This window comes from Paenibacillus sp. NPDC101420 (genome assembly GCF_050277435.1).
In the GTDB taxonomy this organism is placed as follows: Bacteria; Bacillota; Bacilli; order Paenibacillales; family Paenibacillaceae; genus Paenibacillus_AQ.
Map to the genome: position 1 here is coordinate 1 of NZ_JBNNSE010000008.1, position 18,572 is coordinate 18,572.

Annotated in this window: 26 protein-coding genes, 12 tRNA genes and 1 rRNA gene; 37 read left to right on the top strand and 2 right to left on the bottom strand. The window is 45.4% G+C overall.

Annotated elements, in window-relative coordinates:
• From rrf to ACQKMP_RS25760, 13 genes are all read left to right on the top strand, one after another.
• A 5S ribosomal RNA gene (gene rrf, locus ACQKMP_RS25700) occupies positions 1-95 on the top strand; the annotation flags it as partial.
• 6 nt (positions 96-101) lie between these two features.
• A tRNA-Asn gene (locus ACQKMP_RS25705) sits at positions 102-177 on the top strand.
• 1 nt (position 178) lies between these two features.
• Positions 179-254: transfer RNA gene (locus ACQKMP_RS25710), tRNA-Thr, on the top strand.
• An 11-nt stretch (positions 255-265) separates the two neighbouring features.
• Positions 266-340 (top strand) — tRNA-Glu (locus ACQKMP_RS25715).
• Positions 341-380: 40 nt separating this feature from the next.
• A tRNA-Val gene (locus ACQKMP_RS25720) sits at positions 381-456 on the top strand.
• A gap of 43 nt (positions 457-499) precedes the next feature.
• Positions 500-574 (top strand) — tRNA-Gln (locus tag ACQKMP_RS25725).
• A gap of 5 nt (positions 575-579) precedes the next feature.
• Positions 580-652: transfer RNA gene (locus tag ACQKMP_RS25730), tRNA-Lys, on the top strand.
• A gap of 15 nt (positions 653-667) precedes the next feature.
• A tRNA-Leu gene (locus ACQKMP_RS25735) sits at positions 668-751 on the top strand.
• Between the two features lie 6 nt (positions 752-757).
• A tRNA-Gly gene (locus tag ACQKMP_RS25740) sits at positions 758-832 on the top strand.
• 8 nt (positions 833-840) lie between these two features.
• A tRNA-Arg gene (locus ACQKMP_RS25745) sits at positions 841-917 on the top strand.
• 29 nt (positions 918-946) lie between these two features.
• Positions 947-1,020: transfer RNA gene (locus ACQKMP_RS25750), tRNA-Pro, on the top strand.
• A gap of 11 nt (positions 1,021-1,031) precedes the next feature.
• A tRNA-Gly gene (locus ACQKMP_RS25755) sits at positions 1,032-1,105 on the top strand.
• Between the two features lie 14 nt (positions 1,106-1,119).
• Positions 1,120-1,193 (top strand) — tRNA-Pro (locus tag ACQKMP_RS25760).
• Between the two features lie 101 nt (positions 1,194-1,294).
• Here the strand turns inward: ACQKMP_RS25760 and ACQKMP_RS25765 are convergent.
• Together ACQKMP_RS25765 and ACQKMP_RS25770 are read right to left on the bottom strand one after the other, a co-directional pair.
• Entirely contained in the window at positions 1,295-1,708 is a 414-nt protein-coding gene (locus ACQKMP_RS25765) for an ImmA/IrrE family metallo-endopeptidase (protein WP_042194594.1), read from the bottom strand.
• A 31-nt stretch (positions 1,709-1,739) separates the two neighbouring features.
• Positions 1,740-2,168: a helix-turn-helix domain-containing protein gene (locus ACQKMP_RS25770; RefSeq protein WP_341051529.1), complete on the bottom strand. Its 429-nt coding sequence runs from the start codon at positions 2,166-2,168 to the stop codon at positions 1,740-1,742.
• A 287-nt stretch (positions 2,169-2,455) separates the two neighbouring features.
• On the opposite strand from ACQKMP_RS25770, the gene ACQKMP_RS25775 reads away from it, so the two are divergent.
• The 24 genes from ACQKMP_RS25775 to ACQKMP_RS25890 all read left to right on the top strand — a co-directional run bounded on the left by ACQKMP_RS25775 (position 2,456) and on the right by ACQKMP_RS25890 (position 18,551).
• Positions 2,456-2,950, top strand: coding sequence for an ArpU family phage packaging/lysis transcriptional regulator (locus tag ACQKMP_RS25775; protein ID WP_042194591.1), 495 nt, complete (start codon positions 2,456-2,458; stop codon positions 2,948-2,950).
• A gap of 425 nt (positions 2,951-3,375) precedes the next feature.
• A complete protein-coding gene (locus tag ACQKMP_RS25780) occupies positions 3,376-3,789 on the top strand; it encodes a phage tail terminator family protein (protein ID WP_076120997.1) in 414 nt (137 codons plus the stop codon).
• Complete coding sequence (locus tag ACQKMP_RS25785; RefSeq protein ID WP_076300987.1) at positions 3,786-3,965, top strand: hypothetical protein; 180 nt, start codon at positions 3,786-3,788, stop codon at positions 3,963-3,965. The genes ACQKMP_RS25780 and ACQKMP_RS25785 overlap by 4 nt, the downstream gene beginning before the upstream one ends.
• Positions 3,965-5,287, top strand: coding sequence for a phage tail sheath family protein (locus ACQKMP_RS25790; RefSeq protein WP_427471756.1), 1,323 nt, complete (start codon positions 3,965-3,967; stop codon positions 5,285-5,287). The genes ACQKMP_RS25785 and ACQKMP_RS25790 overlap by 1 nt, the downstream gene beginning before the upstream one ends.
• Before the next feature lies 1 nt (position 5,288).
• A complete protein-coding gene (locus ACQKMP_RS25795) occupies positions 5,289-5,759 on the top strand; it encodes a phage tail tube protein (protein ID WP_042192125.1) in 471 nt (156 codons plus the stop codon).
• A 113-nt stretch (positions 5,760-5,872) separates the two neighbouring features.
• Positions 5,873-6,295, top strand: a complete 423-nt coding sequence (locus ACQKMP_RS25800) for a phage tail assembly chaperone (RefSeq protein WP_427471758.1) — start codon at positions 5,873-5,875, stop codon at positions 6,293-6,295.
• Positions 6,296-6,485: 190 nt separating this feature from the next.
• Positions 6,486-8,510, top strand: a complete 2,025-nt coding sequence (locus ACQKMP_RS25805) for a hypothetical protein (RefSeq protein ID WP_427471760.1) — start codon at positions 6,486-6,488, stop codon at positions 8,508-8,510.
• 1 nt (position 8,511) lies between these two features.
• On the top strand, positions 8,512-9,264 hold the full coding sequence (locus ACQKMP_RS25810) for a LysM peptidoglycan-binding domain-containing protein (RefSeq protein ID WP_427471762.1): 753 nt from the start codon (positions 8,512-8,514) through the stop codon (positions 9,262-9,264).
• Between the two features lie 9 nt (positions 9,265-9,273).
• The gene (locus ACQKMP_RS25815) at positions 9,274-10,236 is read left to right on the top strand and encodes an XkdQ/YqbQ family protein (RefSeq protein WP_339243621.1); all 963 of its coding nucleotides are present in this window, start codon (positions 9,274-9,276) and stop codon (positions 10,234-10,236) included.
• 5 nt (positions 10,237-10,241) lie between these two features.
• Entirely contained in the window at positions 10,242-10,538 is a 297-nt protein-coding gene (locus tag ACQKMP_RS25820; RefSeq protein WP_076301021.1) for a DUF2577 domain-containing protein, read from the top strand.
• Positions 10,535-10,966: a DUF2634 domain-containing protein gene (locus tag ACQKMP_RS25825; RefSeq protein WP_149647933.1), complete on the top strand. Its 432-nt coding sequence runs from the start codon at positions 10,535-10,537 to the stop codon at positions 10,964-10,966. The genes ACQKMP_RS25820 and ACQKMP_RS25825 overlap by 4 nt, the downstream gene beginning before the upstream one ends.
• Positions 10,959-12,017: a baseplate J/gp47 family protein gene (locus tag ACQKMP_RS25830; RefSeq protein WP_339798847.1), complete on the top strand. Its 1,059-nt coding sequence runs from the start codon at positions 10,959-10,961 to the stop codon at positions 12,015-12,017. The genes ACQKMP_RS25825 and ACQKMP_RS25830 overlap by 8 nt, the downstream gene beginning before the upstream one ends.
• A gap of 1 nt (position 12,018) precedes the next feature.
• Positions 12,019-12,432 carry a phosphoglucomutase gene (locus tag ACQKMP_RS25835; protein ID WP_427471765.1) on the top strand — a complete coding sequence of 138 codons (414 nt, stop codon included), beginning with the start codon at positions 12,019-12,021 and terminating at the stop codon, positions 12,430-12,432.
• Between the two features lies 1 nt (position 12,433).
• Positions 12,434-13,456 carry a DUF2793 domain-containing protein gene (locus ACQKMP_RS25840; RefSeq protein ID WP_427471767.1) on the top strand — a complete coding sequence of 341 codons (1,023 nt, stop codon included), beginning with the start codon at positions 12,434-12,436 and terminating at the stop codon, positions 13,454-13,456.
• An 11-nt stretch (positions 13,457-13,467) separates the two neighbouring features.
• Positions 13,468-13,803 (top strand): hypothetical protein, encoded by a 336-nt coding sequence (locus ACQKMP_RS25845; RefSeq protein WP_076300996.1) that lies wholly within the window; start codon positions 13,468-13,470, stop codon positions 13,801-13,803.
• A 2-nt stretch (positions 13,804-13,805) separates the two neighbouring features.
• Complete coding sequence (locus ACQKMP_RS25850) at positions 13,806-14,417, top strand: putative phage tail protein (protein ID WP_427471769.1); 612 nt, start codon at positions 13,806-13,808, stop codon at positions 14,415-14,417.
• An 11-nt stretch (positions 14,418-14,428) separates the two neighbouring features.
• Entirely contained in the window at positions 14,429-15,934 is a 1,506-nt protein-coding gene (locus ACQKMP_RS25855; RefSeq protein ID WP_427471770.1) for a hypothetical protein, read from the top strand.
• Between the two features lie 72 nt (positions 15,935-16,006).
• A complete protein-coding gene (locus ACQKMP_RS25860) occupies positions 16,007-16,390 on the top strand; it encodes an XkdW family protein (RefSeq protein ID WP_427471772.1) in 384 nt (127 codons plus the stop codon).
• A 25-nt stretch (positions 16,391-16,415) separates the two neighbouring features.
• Entirely contained in the window at positions 16,416-16,634 is a 219-nt protein-coding gene (locus tag ACQKMP_RS25865) for a hypothetical protein (RefSeq protein ID WP_427471774.1), read from the top strand.
• Positions 16,635-16,725: 91 nt separating this feature from the next.
• Positions 16,726-17,007 (top strand): hypothetical protein, encoded by a 282-nt coding sequence (locus ACQKMP_RS25870; protein WP_076301001.1) that lies wholly within the window; start codon positions 16,726-16,728, stop codon positions 17,005-17,007.
• 2 nt (positions 17,008-17,009) lie between these two features.
• Complete coding sequence (locus ACQKMP_RS25875) at positions 17,010-17,210, top strand: hypothetical protein (protein ID WP_036681274.1); 201 nt, start codon at positions 17,010-17,012, stop codon at positions 17,208-17,210.
• Positions 17,203-17,592, top strand: a complete 390-nt coding sequence (locus ACQKMP_RS25880; RefSeq protein ID WP_427471776.1) for a hypothetical protein — start codon at positions 17,203-17,205, stop codon at positions 17,590-17,592. Before ACQKMP_RS25875 ends, ACQKMP_RS25880 begins: the two co-directional genes overlap by 8 nt.
• Complete coding sequence (locus ACQKMP_RS25885; RefSeq protein ID WP_427471778.1) at positions 17,564-18,256, top strand: M15 family metallopeptidase; 693 nt, start codon at positions 17,564-17,566, stop codon at positions 18,254-18,256. Before ACQKMP_RS25880 ends, ACQKMP_RS25885 begins: the two co-directional genes overlap by 29 nt.
• A 31-nt stretch (positions 18,257-18,287) precedes the next feature.
• Complete coding sequence (locus tag ACQKMP_RS25890; protein WP_427471928.1) at positions 18,288-18,551, top strand: holin; 264 nt, start codon at positions 18,288-18,290, stop codon at positions 18,549-18,551.
• Positions 18,552-18,572: the final 21 nt, after the last annotated feature.

Sequence of the window (18,572 nt, forward strand, 5' to 3'; positions counted from 1 at the left end):
TTCCACGCGTACCCATCCCGAACACGACCGTTAAGCCCTCCAGCGCCGATGGTACTTGGACCGAAGGGTCCTGGGAGAGTAGGACGTTGCCAAGCGGATATTCCCTGATAGCTCAGTTGGTAGAGCACTCGACTGTTAATCGAGTTGTCACAGGTTCGAGTCCTGTTCGGGGAGCCATGCTCTCATAGCTCAGCAGGTAGAGTGCTTCCATGGTAAGGAAGAGGTCACCGGTTCGAATCCGGTTGAGAGCTCCACAGATTTGCAAGGCCCGTTGGTCAAGGGGTTAAGACACCTCCCTTTCACGGAGGTAACATGGGTTCGAATCCCATACGGGTCACCAACTTTTACTTGTACTTACCCTTAGAGGGTCCCATAGATATGGAGGCTTAGCTCAGCTGGGAGAGCATCTGCCTTACAAGCAGAGGGTCGGGGGTTCGATCCCCTCAGCCTCCACCATAATCTTCCTGAGAGATTATGGGCAACATAGAGGTACCATCAATGGGGATTAGCCAAGTGGTAAGGCAACGGACTTTGACTCCGTCACTCATAGGTTCGAATCCTATATCCCCAGCCAAGTGCGAGCCATTAGCTCAGTTGGTAGAGCACCTGACTTTTAATCAGGGTGTCGAAGGTTCGAGTCCTTCATGGCTCACTTTTATTATTACATGCGCGTGTGGCGGAATGGCAGACGCACCAGACTTAGGATCTGGCGTTTCACGACGTGGGGGTTCAAGTCCCTTCACGCGCACCACTTATTGCGGACGTGGCTCAGCGGTAGAGCATCGCCTTGCCAAGGCGAGGGTCGCGGGTTCGATTCCCGTCGTCCGCTCCATAATTTTTGCGCCCTTAGCTCAGCTGGATAGAGCGTTTGACTACGAATCAAAAGGCCGGGAGTTCGAATCTCTCAGGGCGCGCCATTTTTTATTAAGCAATTATAATATTTTAACGGGATGTAGCTCAGCTTGGTAGAGCACCTGGTTTGGGACCAGGGGGTCGCATGTTCAAATCGTGTCATCCCGATTTTCACCTTTGCGGGTGTAGTTCAATGGTAGAACTTCAGCCTTCCAAGCTGATAGCGTGGGTTCGATTCCCATCACCCGCTCCATAATTTTATAGTAACGGGATGTAGCTCAGCTTGGTAGAGCACCTGGTTTGGGACCAGGGGGTCGCATGTTCAAATCGTGTCATCCCGATACTCAGCTTAATTGCTCTTAGAAAGCTCTTACTTCGGTAAGAGCTTTTTTTGTTATGTATAGAATTAAAACACGCATAAATTCATATAACATATGTTCTATCATTCTTCCAAAAGAAACTGTACTTCTGGCGGAATGCCAATCCGTAGATAATAGCTTTTACAGGATTCTTCTTGCTCAGGATTACTGCCTGTGGATAGTAGCTTTACAGCAAAGACATTAGCTTGACGTTCAAGCTTCCCAGGAGAGAAGTAGGAGCTTTCCTCTAGAAAAAAGCGGTTAATCCCCTTATGAAGACGATCATGTCCTAATTCATGCGCACAAACGAAGCGCTGCCACTCAACTGGCAACTCATTATGAATGACGATAAATCTTCTTCTTAGTTTTCGGTAATATAATCCCTTTGTGCCTGTCCCAAGGTTCATGAAACGAATGTGAATACCTAGCGCTGAGGCCAGCTCGAACGGACAGTTGGTTTTATATTTTTTAATCAGATTATTGATCAGTTCATCCATATTCTTCACCTGCAGCATGTTAGTGTTGTTATTAAGTGTTGTTGGATTTATTTCTTTTGTTCATCTGTTTGGCTTCCCAGAATAAGCCGGTCAGTACATCTTTTATCCTCTGCTTGTCATCCTTGTCTAATGGGATTCCATCAAACATCAGCTCTCCATCATCCTCCAGCATTTTACGGAAGTCACGTTTGTCCTTGCTTGTAGCCCACTCTGGGACAATCTCTTCGCTTGGAAGAGCCTGTTCCTGCAAATACCCCGCTTGATCCATTAGCTCCTCGTACGGGACTCCTGTAGCCTCTGCTATTTTGCGTAATGTAGTCGGCTTAGGAACTCCTCTTAGACCATTTTCAATCCGTGAAATCTGTGATCCGCTAATGCCTGCTGCTGCTGCCAATTGATTAATAGTGAGTCCCTTTGTTTCGCGAAGTTGCTTCATATAATCCCCAAAATCCTGTTTCATCTCAAACACTCCTTATAGACTGAAGCTTATGTTATTAATATAAGCCATTTTTGCCAATTGGTAAACAACAAAGCGTATATTATTGCCAAAAGGCAAGATAATGGAGGGAAAACTATCCTTTTTCGCCCAAAACAGACTCAAACGGGGTTTTACGAGATTGGTAGAGAAGTGGTATATTATAGAAAAATACGAACAGAATACGAACACTTTTATATTTTAGCACATTGCTTAGGAAACTTCCGCAATTTAATCTCATTCTGTTAAAACCTAAAGGAGTGCATAAAATGATGAACTTATCTGCTTTACCGGAGCTAGACCGTCGCCGAACCCAGGTCGCTATAGAGAGCATGTTAGAGAAATACCGTATTTTTAAGACCGTTACATTTGAGGCTAAGGAAGCCAGTACTACATATTCGTATACAGAAAGATTTCATGGTCCTACGAATACTGTTACTGATCAGACTGCTGCGATAGCTTCTTATAATGTGGATATACCGGCTGCTAGGAGGGCTTTTTGCTCGGCGATAGACTCTGTGGTAGAAAGACTCGATACGAGGGAACAGCAATTAGTAAGGGAGCGTTATATGAAAAGAGACGAAACGTACGATTATACGATTTACAATCATGTGTTTGATCCACCGGTGAGTAAGGACACTTACGTGAAGATACGTTCGAAGGCTTTTTATAAGATGGCTTTGGCTTTAACGGATCTCGGTCTACTGTCCCTTAACACTTTAATAACAGCACCTAGAGTGAAGAAAGAGAAGATTAGTATTACTTAAGAGAAATAGACGGTTACTAAAGACTGTGTCGCCCGAGCGGATGATGCGGTCTTTTTTTATTGATTTTATGTTCCTCCGAAAAACCGCTCTATACCATCCCAAAGCTAGCTTTAACCTCGTCGGTATACCGTCTCTGCAAGGCAAATAGGGGTGTATATTTATAACATGGCAAATGAAGCAAAAAGAACACCGCAAGAGCATGAATGCTCTGCTAATAGTTCAACCCTAGTGGTGATGAGAACAAATCTAGCGGTGAAAGATTCTTTTGGCATTGGCCTGGTTTAGAAGGGTATTATCCAACATCGGATAGTATCCTTTTTTGTTCTTAATTTTAGTAGAGGGGGTGTCTTCTTAATGTTAATGCAATTGAAGGTTAACACCATCAAGGATCGGCGAACCGCCGCAGTTCAGAAAGGAATGGAGTGATGTCGGTACAACAATTACGAGAACACATTACGAGTGCGCTGGAGAAGTACTTTCCAGATGTGCCTGTATATGTGGAGGGGGAGAAACCTCAGACGGCTTATTTTTATCCCGGACTGATCTCAGCGACACTGGATCGGCAGCGGGAAGGCAGGTATTTGGCGGTCTATCGCTTCGGTATCCGTTATGAACAAGGCAGTCTTCTGGAAGCTGAGAGAATGGCAGATAAGCTGAGTGAGGCAATGGCAGGGATGGAGCAAGAGGGTGGCTCCTTTCGTGTAGCTAGGCAAGCCTGGGAAGCTGGGGTAGAGGGGCATGGGCCGCTTTTTACAACAGACTATATGGTGTATTTGCAAAGTGAGAAGCCTGACCCTATTAAGATGGGACAAATGATAGGAGGAGAAAGACTGAAATGAGCACAAAGGTGAGTAATGGAGATCGTTTTGGTAAAGAGCAGATTGTGAATTCATCGCTTTTTACGGTTAAAGAAAAGGATGTGCTGAACGTTATTTTGCAGGATGACAAAAGTTATACGATCGAAGAAGCGAAGCAATCTATGGGATTGTTTATTAATAAGGAGGTTTTGAACTAATGGCAGGCGGAACATGGACAACTCAAAACAAAGTGCGCCCAGGGGTGTACGTAAATGTAGCATCGAATCAAGGTGCCATCGGCAAAATGGGAGAACGCGGGATTACTGCTTTGGCACTTGCCTTATCTTGGGGAGAACCCGGAGTGATCATGGAGATTACCCCGCAGGACGACGTGAACAAGCTACTAGGTTATGATTTGGAACATCTAACATTGCTGCCAGTACGCGAAGCGCTGAAACGTGCGGGAACGCTACTGCTCTATCGATTGAATGAAGGGGTTAAAGCGGCAGTCACGAACAATGGTCTACAGGTTACGGCTAAATATGGCGGTCTACGCGGAAATGATCTTTCTGTTGTTATTGAGAAGAATATTGAGAATAATGCTCTTTTTGATGTAAAGACACTGTTGAATGGAACTGAACTGAATAAGCAAACGGTTGGAACGGCTGAAGAGTTGGTCGCTAACGATTGTGTACAATTCCAGAAAAATGGCGCAGAAGGCTTGAAGCTAACCGCAGGGATGCCGCTTATTGGCGGAGCTAATGGTACGGTGACAAATGGTGCGCACAGCGATTTCTTGTCTGCTCTTGAGGTGCTTGAGTTCCAAACGGTTGGACTAGTATCGCAGGATAGTACGCTTAAGGCGCTGTATAGCTCTTGGGTAAGACGACTGCGGGATACTGAAGGGAAGAAAGTACAGGCTGTACTATCGGATTATGCTACTGCGGGTCATGAGGGTGTGATCAGCGTGAAGAATGGGGTAGTACTGAGTGACGGAACTATGATTGATAACAACAATGCTGTTGCTTGGGTGGCCGGTGCTACGGCTGCTGCAGCGGTAAATCAATCACTGACTTATCAGGGCTATGACGACTCGGTTGACGCTGATGTACGGCTTAGCCATTCTGAAACGACAGCAGCTTTGCTGCAAGGCGAACTGCTCTTTACTTACAGTGGAGGGCGAGCTGTGGTGGAGCAAGATATTAACACGTTTACGGCATTCTCTCCGGATAAAGGCAAGGCATTCTCTAAAAATCGTGTGCTACGCGTGCTGGATGGGATTGCGAATGATCTGAAGCGTATTTTTGAGAACTACTACATTGGTAAGGTAGCGAATAATGAAGATGGACGGGCTCTGTTCTGGTCACAATGTGCGACTTATATGAATGATCTGCAGGATATGGGTGCGATTGAGGGCTTTAACGCGCAAACAGATGTTGTCGTTGTGGCTGGTGCGGATAGTGATAGTATCGTGCTGGATGTGGCTGTGAAACCGGTAGATTCCGTAGAAAAAGTATATATGAAAGTGAAGGTGGTTTAAGATGGCATTTTTAAAAGCTAGTGATACGATTTCCGGCCAGGAGGGCCGTGCGTATGCCGTGATTGGTACGCAAGCTGAAGAGATGTTCTATGTGAAGACGCTTGAAGCTACGGTAGAAAAAACAAAGGCAGAGGTGAAGACTCTAGGCCGCCGTGGTGTTCAGCATAAAGCGACTGGATGGTCGGGCAGCGGTTCGATGACGATTTTTTATATGACTAGCCGTTTCCGCCAGATGATGCTCGATTATATGAATACAGGTGTCGATCAATATTTCGATATTGAGGTTACGAATGAAGACCCATCGTCCAGTGTGGGAGCACAACGCATTATTTTAAAAGGAGTGAACCTTGACAGTGTCATCATGGCTTCTCTTGATACAGAATCAGATGCGCTGGAAGAAGAAGTGAGCTTTACCTTTGAAGACGTGCAGATTGTGCAAGCTTTTGGCGCTCCGGCCGGCTCCGGAAACTAATAAAGACAACTAGATAGGAGCAAGTAAGGCCCGGGCGTGCAGGTGAGCGGCGGGTCTCTTCTCTGTCTAGTTAGTAGTACTAGAAGAAACTAAATCATTTTAGGAGGAAGACAATGAGTGAATTAAGTTTGTTTTTTGCGCAAAATGTAGCATGTGACACGACCGAGGAGTTTGTGGTATCGCAGCGTTTTAAGAATAAGGAAGGAAACGCAGTTGCCTGGAAGCTACGCAGTATGAACGAGGATGAGAATCAGGAATGCCGTAAAGCAGCTACTCGTAAGGTCAAAGGTAAGAACGGAGTGTATACCTCCGAGATTGAACCGAACGATTATATGGCTAAGTTGATGACTTCAAGTGTGGTGCATCCAGATCTGAAAAATGCTGAGCTACAACGTTCTTATGGTGTTCTTGGTGCCGAAACGCTGCTGCGTAAAATGCTGCTTCCAGGTGAATTCGCGGCACTGGGTGAACGGGTACAGGCCTTGAATGGCTTCGGTACAGATATGAACGAGCTGGTGGATGAAGTAAAAAACTAATCAACGAGGGCGACAGTGAAGCGAACTTAGCTTACTACGCCCTCCACGAGCTGCATATTTTACCGCATGAGCTAATGAAGCTGTCTTCACGTGAACGTGCCGCAATTTATGCGATGATTGCTGTTCGTGTGGAGAAGGAGAAGCGGGATCAGGCACGGAGTAAGGCGAGGAAGAGATAGGGGGTGAATGAATGGCAGGTATGCAAAACAATATAGCTGGAATCCAGCAAGTCTCCAACCAATGGATCAATGATATAACCAATCAAATTACAACTCAGGTTTCTGCAAATATTTCAAATTCCTTTTCCGGAACCTTAAACCGAATAAGTATGAAAATAGTCAATAAACCCGTGTACAACATCACTAACAATTACAGTGCAGCTTATACCAGGATTCAAGCTTCTATTGGAGGCGCAGTACAGGCTCAGGAGAGACTGAACGATGCGGCAGAACAAGGAGCAGCAGGGGCTGAACAGCAGGCGGGTACATGGGAAAAGATCACCGGTGCTTTTGGGAAAGCCAAAGGTGTGCTGGAAAAAGTTAAAGGAGTTATGGAAAAGGTGCTTGCGCCTGCAGCTGAACAGCAAAAATGGGAGGATCTTTTTAAAGCGAAAACCGGAAATGCTGATGTTGGTGTGGCAATGTTTGATAAGTTCAAGAAGAGGGCACTAGATACCGGGCAGGATGTAAACAAGTCCATGGAAAGTGTCTTGTCGTTTTATCCTAAAACTCAAAATACGGATCAGTTAGATAAGCTTATGGATTATTCCACAAGGCTAAGCATGATGTCTCCGGAGGGTAAAGATATTGGTGATACTTCATCGGCGATTACTTCTGCTTTTGAGGGGGATTCTAGTGATTTAGCATCCATGCTTCAGGTGGATAAAGAGGATCTGGGTGGACTTGATCTAGTGGCCAGAACGGGCAATATGGAAGCCTTTTTGAGTACTTTGGGAGATATTATGACAACGTCAGGGATGACGAGTGATTCGCTACAAACCATGATGGATTCACCCGTTAATCAATGGCAAGCTCTTCTTGGAAACTATAACAACTCTCTGGCTGGTATGGGAGAAGGTGCTCTTGCGGCATTGTCACCACTATTAGGCATTCTTAACCAGGCATTTTCAGATGGAAGCTTTCAGCCAATTATCGATGGGATAGCGATTGGACTGGCGATACTTGCACAAGTATTCTCGCAGGTCGTACAAGGTGCATTGTATCTCTGGAGTGTTCTTAGCAACCCTGTTGTTTTGCCGATTGTTTTGGGTGTTGTTGCTGGAGTTATTGCCTTAGCAATCGCGATGAATGCCTCAACAATTGCAACTAGAATTTCATCTATTGCTACCGGAATTGCTACCGCAGCCCAAGGCATTTTCAACGCTGTGATGAGTGCTAATCCAATTGCACTTGTAATAGGGCTTATAGTTGCACTTATAGTAGCATTTTTAGGGATTGTGGCAGCCCTTCAGCCTGTGAGGGACTTTTTGGCGAATATGTTCAGGGGACTGGGACAGCTCGTTGCAGAATTTGTGGGCTTTGTTATCGATCTTTGGACCGGATTTGTTAATGGTATTATTGGCGCTGTGAACTTTTTGCTAGATAGTATAAATAAAGTAGTTGGAGCTGTTGGCAAATTTATTGGTATAGAGTCGGAGATCAATCTTCATATTGAAGAGGTTGATAGCAGTCAATTCAAAAAGGATTTGCAAATGGACATTGGAGCTTCTTTTAATTCAGGGGCAGAAAAAATCCAGAATTTTGATATCAATAAGTTTAAAGAAAAATTAAATGTAGGTGGAAATAAGAGTAATAACACCACATTAAATCAGTGGAATACTACCCATTCAGGGGATTTGTCAAAACCTTTGCAAACGCCTACCGTACCTGAAATTCCAGTAGTTCCTACGATGAATACACCTTCAGCTACGGGTTCTTTTCAAAATGCAGGAACTCCAGGTAATCTAAACACCGTAAACCGCGTGAAGCAACTCGACTCCATCAACGACACTGTAGACATCTCTAGCGATGATCTGAAAATGCTGAGGGAGCTGGCGGAGATTCAGGCGATCCAGAATTTTGTGCAGCTGACGCCGACGGTGCAGGTAACAACTGGAAATATCAACAATGCCGGAGACATTGATACGATTATCAACAAGATCGGGCAAAAGCTGAACGAGGAGTTTGTCTCTACAGCACAGGGGGTGTATACGTAACGTGGAAGAGTACGGGATTTTTCTTGGTTTTAATAATCAGGCGGAAGCATTCCGGCTACCAGTCAACCCGGAGACCTTAGAGATCAAAGAGAGCGGGGATGGAAAAAGCTATACCATTATAGATTTGGGTGAAATCAATACGATTGCTTATCCGAAGCTTACGGAGATTACAATTGAAAGTATTTTTCCGGCACAAAAGTATCCGTTCGTATTGGTGCAAGAAGACGGGTTGAAGAGACCTTTTGAATATGTGGAGCTGATTAAGAAGTGGATGACTAGTCGCAGACCTATTCGTTTTGTATTCTCTGGGGTGAGTTATGCTGAAGACTTGAAAAAAGCTGATGGGAAGCTAAACAACCCTCAGAAATGGTTAAAGGAATCATCGACTAGTGAGGATAAATCCATAGAAATTGATTTCGGTGTGAACATGGCTATGAGTATTGAAGGTTTCTCTTGGAAGCTCAGTGCGGGTACATCAGGGGATATTGAATATTCTTTATCTCTCAAAAAGTATGTATTCTATCAAGCGGTAGCAGTTAAGGTTGTCAAAGATGAAGTGAAGGTAGAACAGAAGCGGGCTAATGAAAAGCCCAAACCTAAAACGTATATCATGAAATCTAAAGACAATCTATGGAAAATCGCTAAAGAAATTCTTGGAGATGGCAAAAGGTGTGGAGAAATCCAGAAACTTAATGGCATTAAAGATAGTGAGCTGAGGAAGCTTCCAATCGGTAAGGTCATTAAGCTACCGTAGGAGGCTGTTATGGAGCTACTTGTAAAGAATAAGGAAGGACATTTATGGGATATTTCAGGTATCGTCTCCGATATTACATGGAAAACTGCTCGTTCAGGCAAACCATCAACGCTAGAGTTAACACTTGTGGACAGTGGTATCTATCAGCATCCCAAGTTTAGCATCAGCAACGGTGATATTATTCAGTTCAGCAAAGATAATGTGGATGTATTCTACGGGTTTGTGTTCAGCATTGATACAGGCTCGGATCAGGAGATTAAGCTGACTGCTTATGATCAGATTCGTTATTTACTAGGCAATGGTAGTTATGTTTTGCAGGATGTCACGGCTAGCGATGTTATTACTAAAATAACCAAGGACTACGGCCTGAAGACAGGTGTGCTGGAGAATACAGAGTACCGAATTCCCTCATTAATTGAAGATGACAAAAAGCTGCTGGACATCATTATGGGAGCGATCGGCAGTGAGCTTCAGTATAAGGGGCGGCTGATGGCTTTTTACGATGACTTTGGTAAGCTGACGCTTCGTAAACCGGAGTCTATGCTGCTTAATCTGGTGCTGGGAGCGGGGCAGTATCTGTACGACTATTCGCTCAAAAAAAGTATTGATGATGATACGTACAACACCATTTTTCTATACAAGGATAACGAGAAGTCTGGTAAGCGTGATTTCTTTCCGGTTAGCGATAAGGATAATGTGAAACGCTGGGGTATCCTGCACTTGTATCAGAAGGCCGATGACAAAGCGAATGCTGCACAAATTCAGGAGAAGGCAAATAATCTGCTAAAAATGCACAACCGTGAAAAGCTTAGTCTCTCCGTACAGGCGATTGGTGATATGCGCGTAAGGGCTGGTAATTTCATTTATGTCCTGCTTGATGAATTCAAGACTCAGGTGTTTCTGGTGGATCAATGTAGTCATAAGATTTCCGGTGGGGAGCATACGATGTCCCTCGATATAAAGGTGGTGTAGAAATGATGTTGGATATTATAAAAAAAGCAAGCTTAGGAGCCGTGGGAAATACAAATCCCGTGGCTTTTTCTTATGGGACAGTAACGGAGGCAGCTCCTTTGCAGATCCAGGTGGATCAACGTTTTATTTTATCGGGGAATGCGCTAGTGCTGCCTGAATCGGTAATGGAATGTAAAGTCGAGCTAGAGGGTAGAGAAGTGGTAGTGCGTCGAGGACTTGCCTCTGGTGATCGGGTTCTGATGGTTCGGATGCAGGGTGGACAAAGCTATATTGTTCTGGATCGGCTGGTGAGTCCGATATGATTCCTGCGATTGGAAAAGCTGGACCGATAACTGCCCTTCTTGAAGGCGAGGTCAACCTTGAACGTGGGGAAAGCCCCAGTCTAACCTACCGAATGGATTGGGACAGAAAAAGGATCACTGGCCAAGCGGATGGACTTGAGGCAGTGCAGCAGGCAGCAGCCAAAATTCTGCGAACCGATAGATTTGAACATCTGATTTACAGTTCGGATTACGGAACAGAGTGGCAGCTGGTTCTGGGTAAGGATCGGCTGTTAGTCAGAGCTGAAATCAGACGTGTCATTAATGAGGCCTTACTTCAGGATGAACGAATCCTTAGCTTAGAAAATATTGAGGTTTCTTTTACCGGAGAAAACTTAACTTTTGACTGCAAGGTGGTTACACGTTACGGAAATTTTCAGCTGAGAAAGGAGTGGAATGAGGATGTATGAGGATCAGACGTATGAGGCTCTTTTAGAGCGGATGCTGGACCGGGTTCCGTCAGGTCTGGATAAACGCGAGGGCAGCATTATTTATGACGCGCTCGCTCCGGCAGCAGCAGAGCTCGCGCAGATGTACATTGAGCTGGATGTGAATAATAATCTGTATTTTGCAGATACGGCGACCGGAGAGTACTTGGAGCGAAGTATATCCTGGTCAGGAATTGTTAGGCGAGAAGCGAGCAAAGCGCAACTGAAGGGGATTTTTTATAAAGCGGATGGAGGATTTGTAGATGTCCCTCTCGGAAGCCGCTTTTCACTCGATATGCTGAATTATATGGCTGTGGAGAAGCTATCTCCTGGAGTGTACCGGTTGGAGAGTGAAACCGCTGGAGAAGAAGGAAACCGATATTTTGGCTCTTTGCTGCCGGTGGATTATATTTCAGACCTCGCGCGTGGGGAAATAGCTTCCCTTCTGATCCCTGGGGAGAACTCCGAATCGGATGAATCGCTACGGCAGCGTTATTTGGATTCAGCCAGACGCCCAGCTACTAGCGGCAATAAATATCACTATATGGAGTGGGCTATGCAGGTTGTAGGGGTGGGAGGTGCACGTGTTTTTCCGTTATGGAACGGTCCTAAGACGGTGAAAGTGATTGTTGTGGATGCCGAGAAACTTCCTGCTTCTGAGCTGCTGGTGACAAAGGTTCAGCATTACATTGATCCGGTCTCTGGAGCGGGTGAGGGGCAAGCCCCCGTAGGTGCTGTTGTAACTGTGGCGTCGGCGAAGGGCAAAAGTATTAGTGTAAGCGCAAAAGTAACCCTTGCTTCAGGTTATGCGCTGCAAGCTGTAAATGAAGAATTTAAGGCGATTCTTGAGAGCTATCGCAAAGAGAAGGCTTTTTCAGCAACCTATATTAGCCAGTCTGTAATCGGTGCACTATTGCTAGCTACTGAGGGAGTTGCGGATTACAGTGAACTGAAGCTGAACGGTGGGGCGGGCAACGTAATGTTGAACGAAGAAGAAATACCTTTGTTCGGTAATGTTTTACTGGAGGTGTAGCATGGGTTATCCGGAGAAAGTTGATATTTTTCAAGAAAAGCTTAATAAAAAAGCAAATGGTGGCAGCTATGTTATTGAAGAGAGATTACCGCTTGTAAATGGCATGTATAGTGGTGCGCTTGCGCATGACAACATCAATAATCAGACCATCGCGGTGTACACAGGGTCACAGTATTCCGGGATCGAGCTACGTAATTTTACGGTGTCTTTTCCGGATGAAGCGCCATGGCGGCGGTTGATTAAGATTTTTGCCGATGTGCCCGAGGTTTATGTGACTTACGAAACCCCCGGGGATACAGTTGAAGCGGATGATATTAATGGTTTGCAGGAGAGTCTTACTGCTGTTCAAACTGAAATTGAACGGTATAAGAACAAGGGCCAGATTGACGGGGGATCATTTAGAAGAGAGGTGTAAAATGGCGCAAAGTATACAAATAAAGAGGGGCACGAAGGCGGAACTAACGAGTTATGGAGTGTTGAAGGTGGGCGAACTTGGTTTTTGCACTGATACTAAGGAAGTCTATATCGGTGACGGCACATCTAATTCCATGGTCGGCAGGGCGCTTTCGGGGCCAGAAGCCTCGCGGCCGGTTGCGGGAGTAGTTGGTCGTTTGTATTACGTGACTACGGGTGCGAATAGTGGATATTTATATTTTGATGATGGGGCAGCTTGGCGGCGGGTGAATGCGCAGAAGCTTAGCGATCTGACGGGTACAATCGACGATATCGCTGATGGAGCAACATATGCGAAGGTGCTTAAAGCGGATATTAGCGCGGGGCATATCAATAAAGTATCTGATGGCACGAACGTAAAGACCGCGGCTGAGATTAAGACTCATATTGATGATGTGACCAAGCACCGGACGATCAATGATGCCGGGACTACGATTACAGATTTGTGGTCAGCGCAGAAGATTAAAAATGAAATTGAGCTGGCCAAGCATAACATCGAACCGCAAGCATCGGTAAAAGATCAGAACCTGCTGGCTCCACCTGCCAGTCCGGTTGAGGGTGATCGATACATTATTCCAGCTGGAGCAACCGGGGCATGGGCGGGGAAAACGAATCAAATCGTTGAATATCAGTCTGCCGTTTGGGTCTTTTATGTTCCTGCCGTGGGTTGGACCGCTTATGTCGATGATGAGCAGAAAATTTATAGCTGGAACGGAAGTGCATGGGTTCGTACAGGTGGTGCATTACAGACCATTACAGCTGGAAACGGACTGATTGGTGGTGGTCAGGCCGATGCTGTGACGCTGAATATTGGTGCAGGCAATGGGATCACGGTTACTGCAGACGCCATTGCGGTTACGGCTGGAAAAGGGATCTCCGTGGACGCGGTTGGTGTAGCAGTAAGTGTGGATGGAAACAGCATTGTTTACGACGCAGCGAACGGCAATAGACTTACCGTAGCCAGTATTGATGGCGGAACATTCTAGGGGGCGGGACAATGGCTTTAAAGACATTGATTCAAATACGCCGCGGCTTGGAAAGTGCGATTGGAGCACTGGCTATTGGTGAGCTTGGCTATTGTACAGACAGTGGGAAGCTGTACATTGGTTCTGCTGCTGGTAATGTCTTACTGGTAGCCGCGCAGAGTACCGGGGATATGCTGAAAAGCATTTACGATACGAATAACAATGGCAAGGTGGATTTTGCGCAACAAGCGGATAGTGTAGCTTGGGCGGGGGTAGCGGGTAAACCAGCGGTATTCCCTCCGGCGGCGCATACACATGATTATTTGCCCAAAGGGCCCCTAACCTGGAATCAACTGAAGGGGGTGTGAGGATGAGTTACGGCAGCTCTTTATACAGCGAATTGCAATATTCGGCAGATAAAGATTCGAGCCATCCGGGTGAAGTCGAAGCGCCTGATCTAATGCAGTATTTGCCGGATTATTATAAGGATGTTCGTGAAATGGAGAAGCTTCAGGAGACAATCGGGCTAGAAATTGGTGGACTGAAGGTAGGTACTATAGATGTACTGGATCAGGCGTTTGTTGAAACAGCAACGGTGAGCCTTGGACGTTGGGAAGCTGAGCTTGGACTAAATATCGATTCATCTAAGTCATATGCCACACGCCGAGAGATGATTAAAGCGAAGCTGCGTGGAAACGGGACGACAACGCCGGAGATGATCCAGCGGACGGCGTCCGCCTTTTCGGGTGGAGTGGTTGAAGTTAAGGAAGTGCCTGACGAGTACCGTTTTGAGATTCATTTTGTGAGTACACTGGGCATACCTCCGAATATGGCAGGGTTGATTCAAATCATCGAAGAGATTAAACCCGCACATTTAGCTTATGAATTTGTGTTCAGCTATACGTGGTGGGACTCCGTTAAGGTTTTGACCTGGGAGAATGCTCACAGTAAGACATGGAACGAATTAAGAACTTATAGATAGGAGAGTGACACATGCAAACCACAGGAAATTTGGGATTAAAGAAGCCCGAGGGAACAGATATCGTTGATATTGCCGATTTAAATGGGAATATGGACATCTTGGATAATGCCGTTACTAGCAAGGTCGATAAAGTTACTGGTAAACAGCTGTCCACGAACGATTACACCGGAGCTGAGAAAACTAAGCTGGCGGGTATTGCTACGGGGGCGAATAATTATTTGCATCCTAATCACACGGGGGATGTCACTAGTACTGGTGATGGAGTTACGGCTATTGCGGCTGGGGTTATTGTGAATGCGGATGTTAATGCTGCGGCTGGAATTGATGCTTCGAAGATTGGGAGTGGCTTGGTCTCGAATGCAGAGTTCGGATATTTGGATGGGGTGACTAGTGGGATTCAGGGGCAGTTGAACTCTAAGAGTAATTTAGTCACCTCAACACAGAAAACAACAGCCGCAATCACATACTATATTCGTACAGACGGTAACGATAATAATGCAGGAACAGCAAATTCGTCTAACTCAGCATTTAAGACTATCCAGAAAGCCTTTGATGTACTACCGAAAAACTTAGATCATGAAGTTTCAATTTTTGTTGCAGATGGAACATATGCTGAAAACGTTATTGTTAATGGATTTCATGGTGGTGGTGGAATTGGAATATATGGAAACAACCTTACTCCAAGCAACACTAAAATAAATAGTTTTACTCTAATGAAGACATTCCTTGCTGTATCCATAAATGATCTTCTGGCAACAACAACTACATCGGATGCATTTACAATAAACCGAAGTGTTGGATTTAGGCTAAACAACTGTCAAGCTATAGCCTCAGCAACTTCTTGGAATGGTGTTGTCCTTTACTTTTCTACTGGCGTTGTACAGGGAGGAATTTATAGTAACAAGGGAGTAGGGATTACAGCTTCCGCAGGCTCTCAGGTGACCGTTAACGGCGTTTCGGGAACGGGTAATCTGCAAGGAGTTGTTTCTCAAGACGGTGCGGTGGTTCTTCGATCAAATTCACCTTTGACGGGTACGATTGAAGCTACCGCAACGAGCGGTATTATCCATGGAGGTGTTCTTTATCCATGGGGAGATAACACGACTGCATCTAGAAGTGGGTTTTCAGCGAATCTTTCAGCAAATCAATCAATTACAGGTAGTACGACAACTAAGTTATTATATGCGGCAAAGAGCTGGGATAACTTATCAGAATATAATACAACCTTAGCGAGGTTTACATCAAAGTCAGGTGGAACTTATCTTGTATCAGCATCAATAAGTTTACAATGGGTGCCGGATGCGACTCGTTTAATAATGGATGTTTTCAAAAATGGTTCATTCCATATACGCTTACAGGACACAACAACTGGACAACAAAATGATGCATCTATAGCGGGAACGGCTGTTATGGGGCTTTCCAGTGGGGATTATATTGAGATTTATGTTTATATTGGCGGCTATAACCTAACTGCGTTTCCCAATGGCAGTCATTTCACTGTTTCAAGATGTGCATAAAGGAGGATAAACATGAATAAAGCGCAAGCAATTATTTATCTCTACCCACAAGTTGATCCATCAAGGGACTTTGTGATACAGAATAACGGTCCAGAAGTGCGATATCTCAAAGATCCACCCATGATGCAGTATCTACGGGATGCAGCAGGTGATAAAGAGCCCTCTGAATGGGTGGAGGGCATTGATTATGTATTGCTCCCACAACCATTGGATGAATTGGTTGAAGGTACTGACTATGTGTTAGAGGAACGCGGCCCATACATCGCCGCCTGGAACCTAGACTCACCGCAACCAACGGAAGTAGAGCTCGAAGCTGCATGGGAAGCCTACCTAGAAGCCGAAGCCAACAAACCGCCAGAATTAAGCGAAGTCGAACAACTACGCACAGAGAATACAGCTTTGCAGAATCGGCTACAAGACGTCGAAGTCATTATGGCTGAATTACTCAGCATATAAACCCAAAAGGAGGTGAGTTGTAATCATGACAATGGATTCATTAACAGCCGCCAAAATTCGGTTGATGGCCAATGCTTGCATCACTCGTTATGATCGTGAGGAAGGTCCTATAGAGGATATCATCTCATCATATAACATGCAGGCTGACAATCAGATTTTGGTTAGGGCACAGATTATGGAGAAGCGATCAGATATTCATTTTGCTGAAAATAATACGACCGAGCAAGCAGCATCAGCTAAGTAACTAGCACGCCCACACAGGAGCGTGTTTTTTTGTGCCCTCGGTGTGCCGGGGGCTATCTTGCATCAACATCATTACAGAAAGGAGCGGACGAATGAAAGAGGGGGATATTGCGCAATTGGAGAAGCTGCTGCCGCTGGCGGATAAGTATGGGCTGGCTTATATTGTTGCGTTTATTTTGATGATCGTGCTCATGGTATTATTGCGTGCGATTGTCAAAGGGAACCTTGTACCGCGAGAACTGCTGGATCGTGCAGAGGAGGATCGGGATCGTCTGCAAGCGATTCTGGACAAGGAGCGCTCGGAGTTTATGCAGCCGACACTGGACGTCTTAAAGAAACTGAAGATTGACCATACGGAAGACAGGGGGAGTTAGGAATGCTGTCACAATGGATTCGGCGGCTGCTTCTCCCCCGGCATGTTGATAAAGAGATGGAGCTCCGCAGAGCCTCTACCAGCGTTACGCTGACCATAAGTCATTATAAAAATGTCTCGCAGGAAATTCAGGAGGAGATTGATCGCAACCGATTCGCCAAATATTTAGTTTATGATCGAGGGGATCATGATGCACATGATTGATTTTTTATTATTGTTGCTATATAGCACTACTGCAGCTTGCGGATTATTCATCATTTATCGCCACAGGCAATATTTTTACGAACGACTCCAAAAAGGTGTGGTCAGCGTGTTTATGCTGGCTATGCTTTTTTTCTTAATGGCCTATACATTCAATATGTTAATCATTCTACTATTCCGTTTGGTAGCTCTACTAGGAGTGGACTCGGCAGCATGGCTAATTTGGCTTAACTATAGCTGGGCTATCGCCCAATTCGGTACAACTGGTGGGATCATCATACTCGCAATATTGACGTGTTCTGGAAAATATGACCAATTTATTTATCTGAAAAAGAAAGACAGAAAAGAGGATCATCATGCTGACACTAATGCAGGTGAAAAATAAATCAGCCTCACGCCTAACAGGTCTACATCCCGTAGTCCGTTCCGCTGCTACTGCTCTAATCGAACGTTGTTACAAGCTCAACATTCCGATTCTTATTACCCAAGGCCTCCGCACAATAGCCGAGCAAGATGCACTTTATGCACAAGGACGCACTAAGCCTGGAGCGATTGTCACCAATGCGCGTGGCGGGTATAGCTACCACAATTTTGGACTAGCTGTAGATTTTGCTCTTTTGTTGCCTAATGGATCTAGTGTGTCTTGGGATATGCGTCTGGACGGCAATAATAACCAGATAGCAGATTGGCAGGAGGTTGTAAAAGAGGCCAAGGCACTTGGCTTCGAATGGGGTGGTGATTGGACGAGCTTTAAGGACTATCCACATTTTCAAATGGCGTTTGGGTTAACACTCACTCAGCTACGAGCAGGGGCAAAGCCCTCAACATCTGCGGTGGAGTCAGCGTATAAGGTCATCCATCGGAAGGAGGAGGAAGACTTGAAGAGTGATGTTATTGCCGTCGTAAAGGTTAACGGGGTTAAGATTGCAGATGGAGTTCTTGAAAAAGGCATCACCTACGTTCCCGTACGTGTAATTGCAGAGGCGCTCGGCGCTCAGGTAGGATACGATTCCGCGACACGAACGGTTGAGATTAAAAGTACTCACTAAGGAGGTATCTATCATGGAAACTAGAGAGATTTTGGATGATGTTATGGCATTCGCCTCTATCTTAGCAGCATTCGTATTGGCACTTGTTCAATTGGTCAAAAATAGTATCAATATCCCGCGTAATGCAGTCCCTGTCATCGGACTATTGATAGGCTTTCTCATCGGAGCGGTAGCGTATCCTTTTACCGATCTGGATATCGTTCTTCGCCTTTGGGCTGGGGGGCTGGCTGGTTTATCTGCGACGGGGTTGTTTGAGCTAGCTTTTAAGGATCGCCCGGGGACAACGAAAGAGTAAATGGATAATAGGTACGAATCA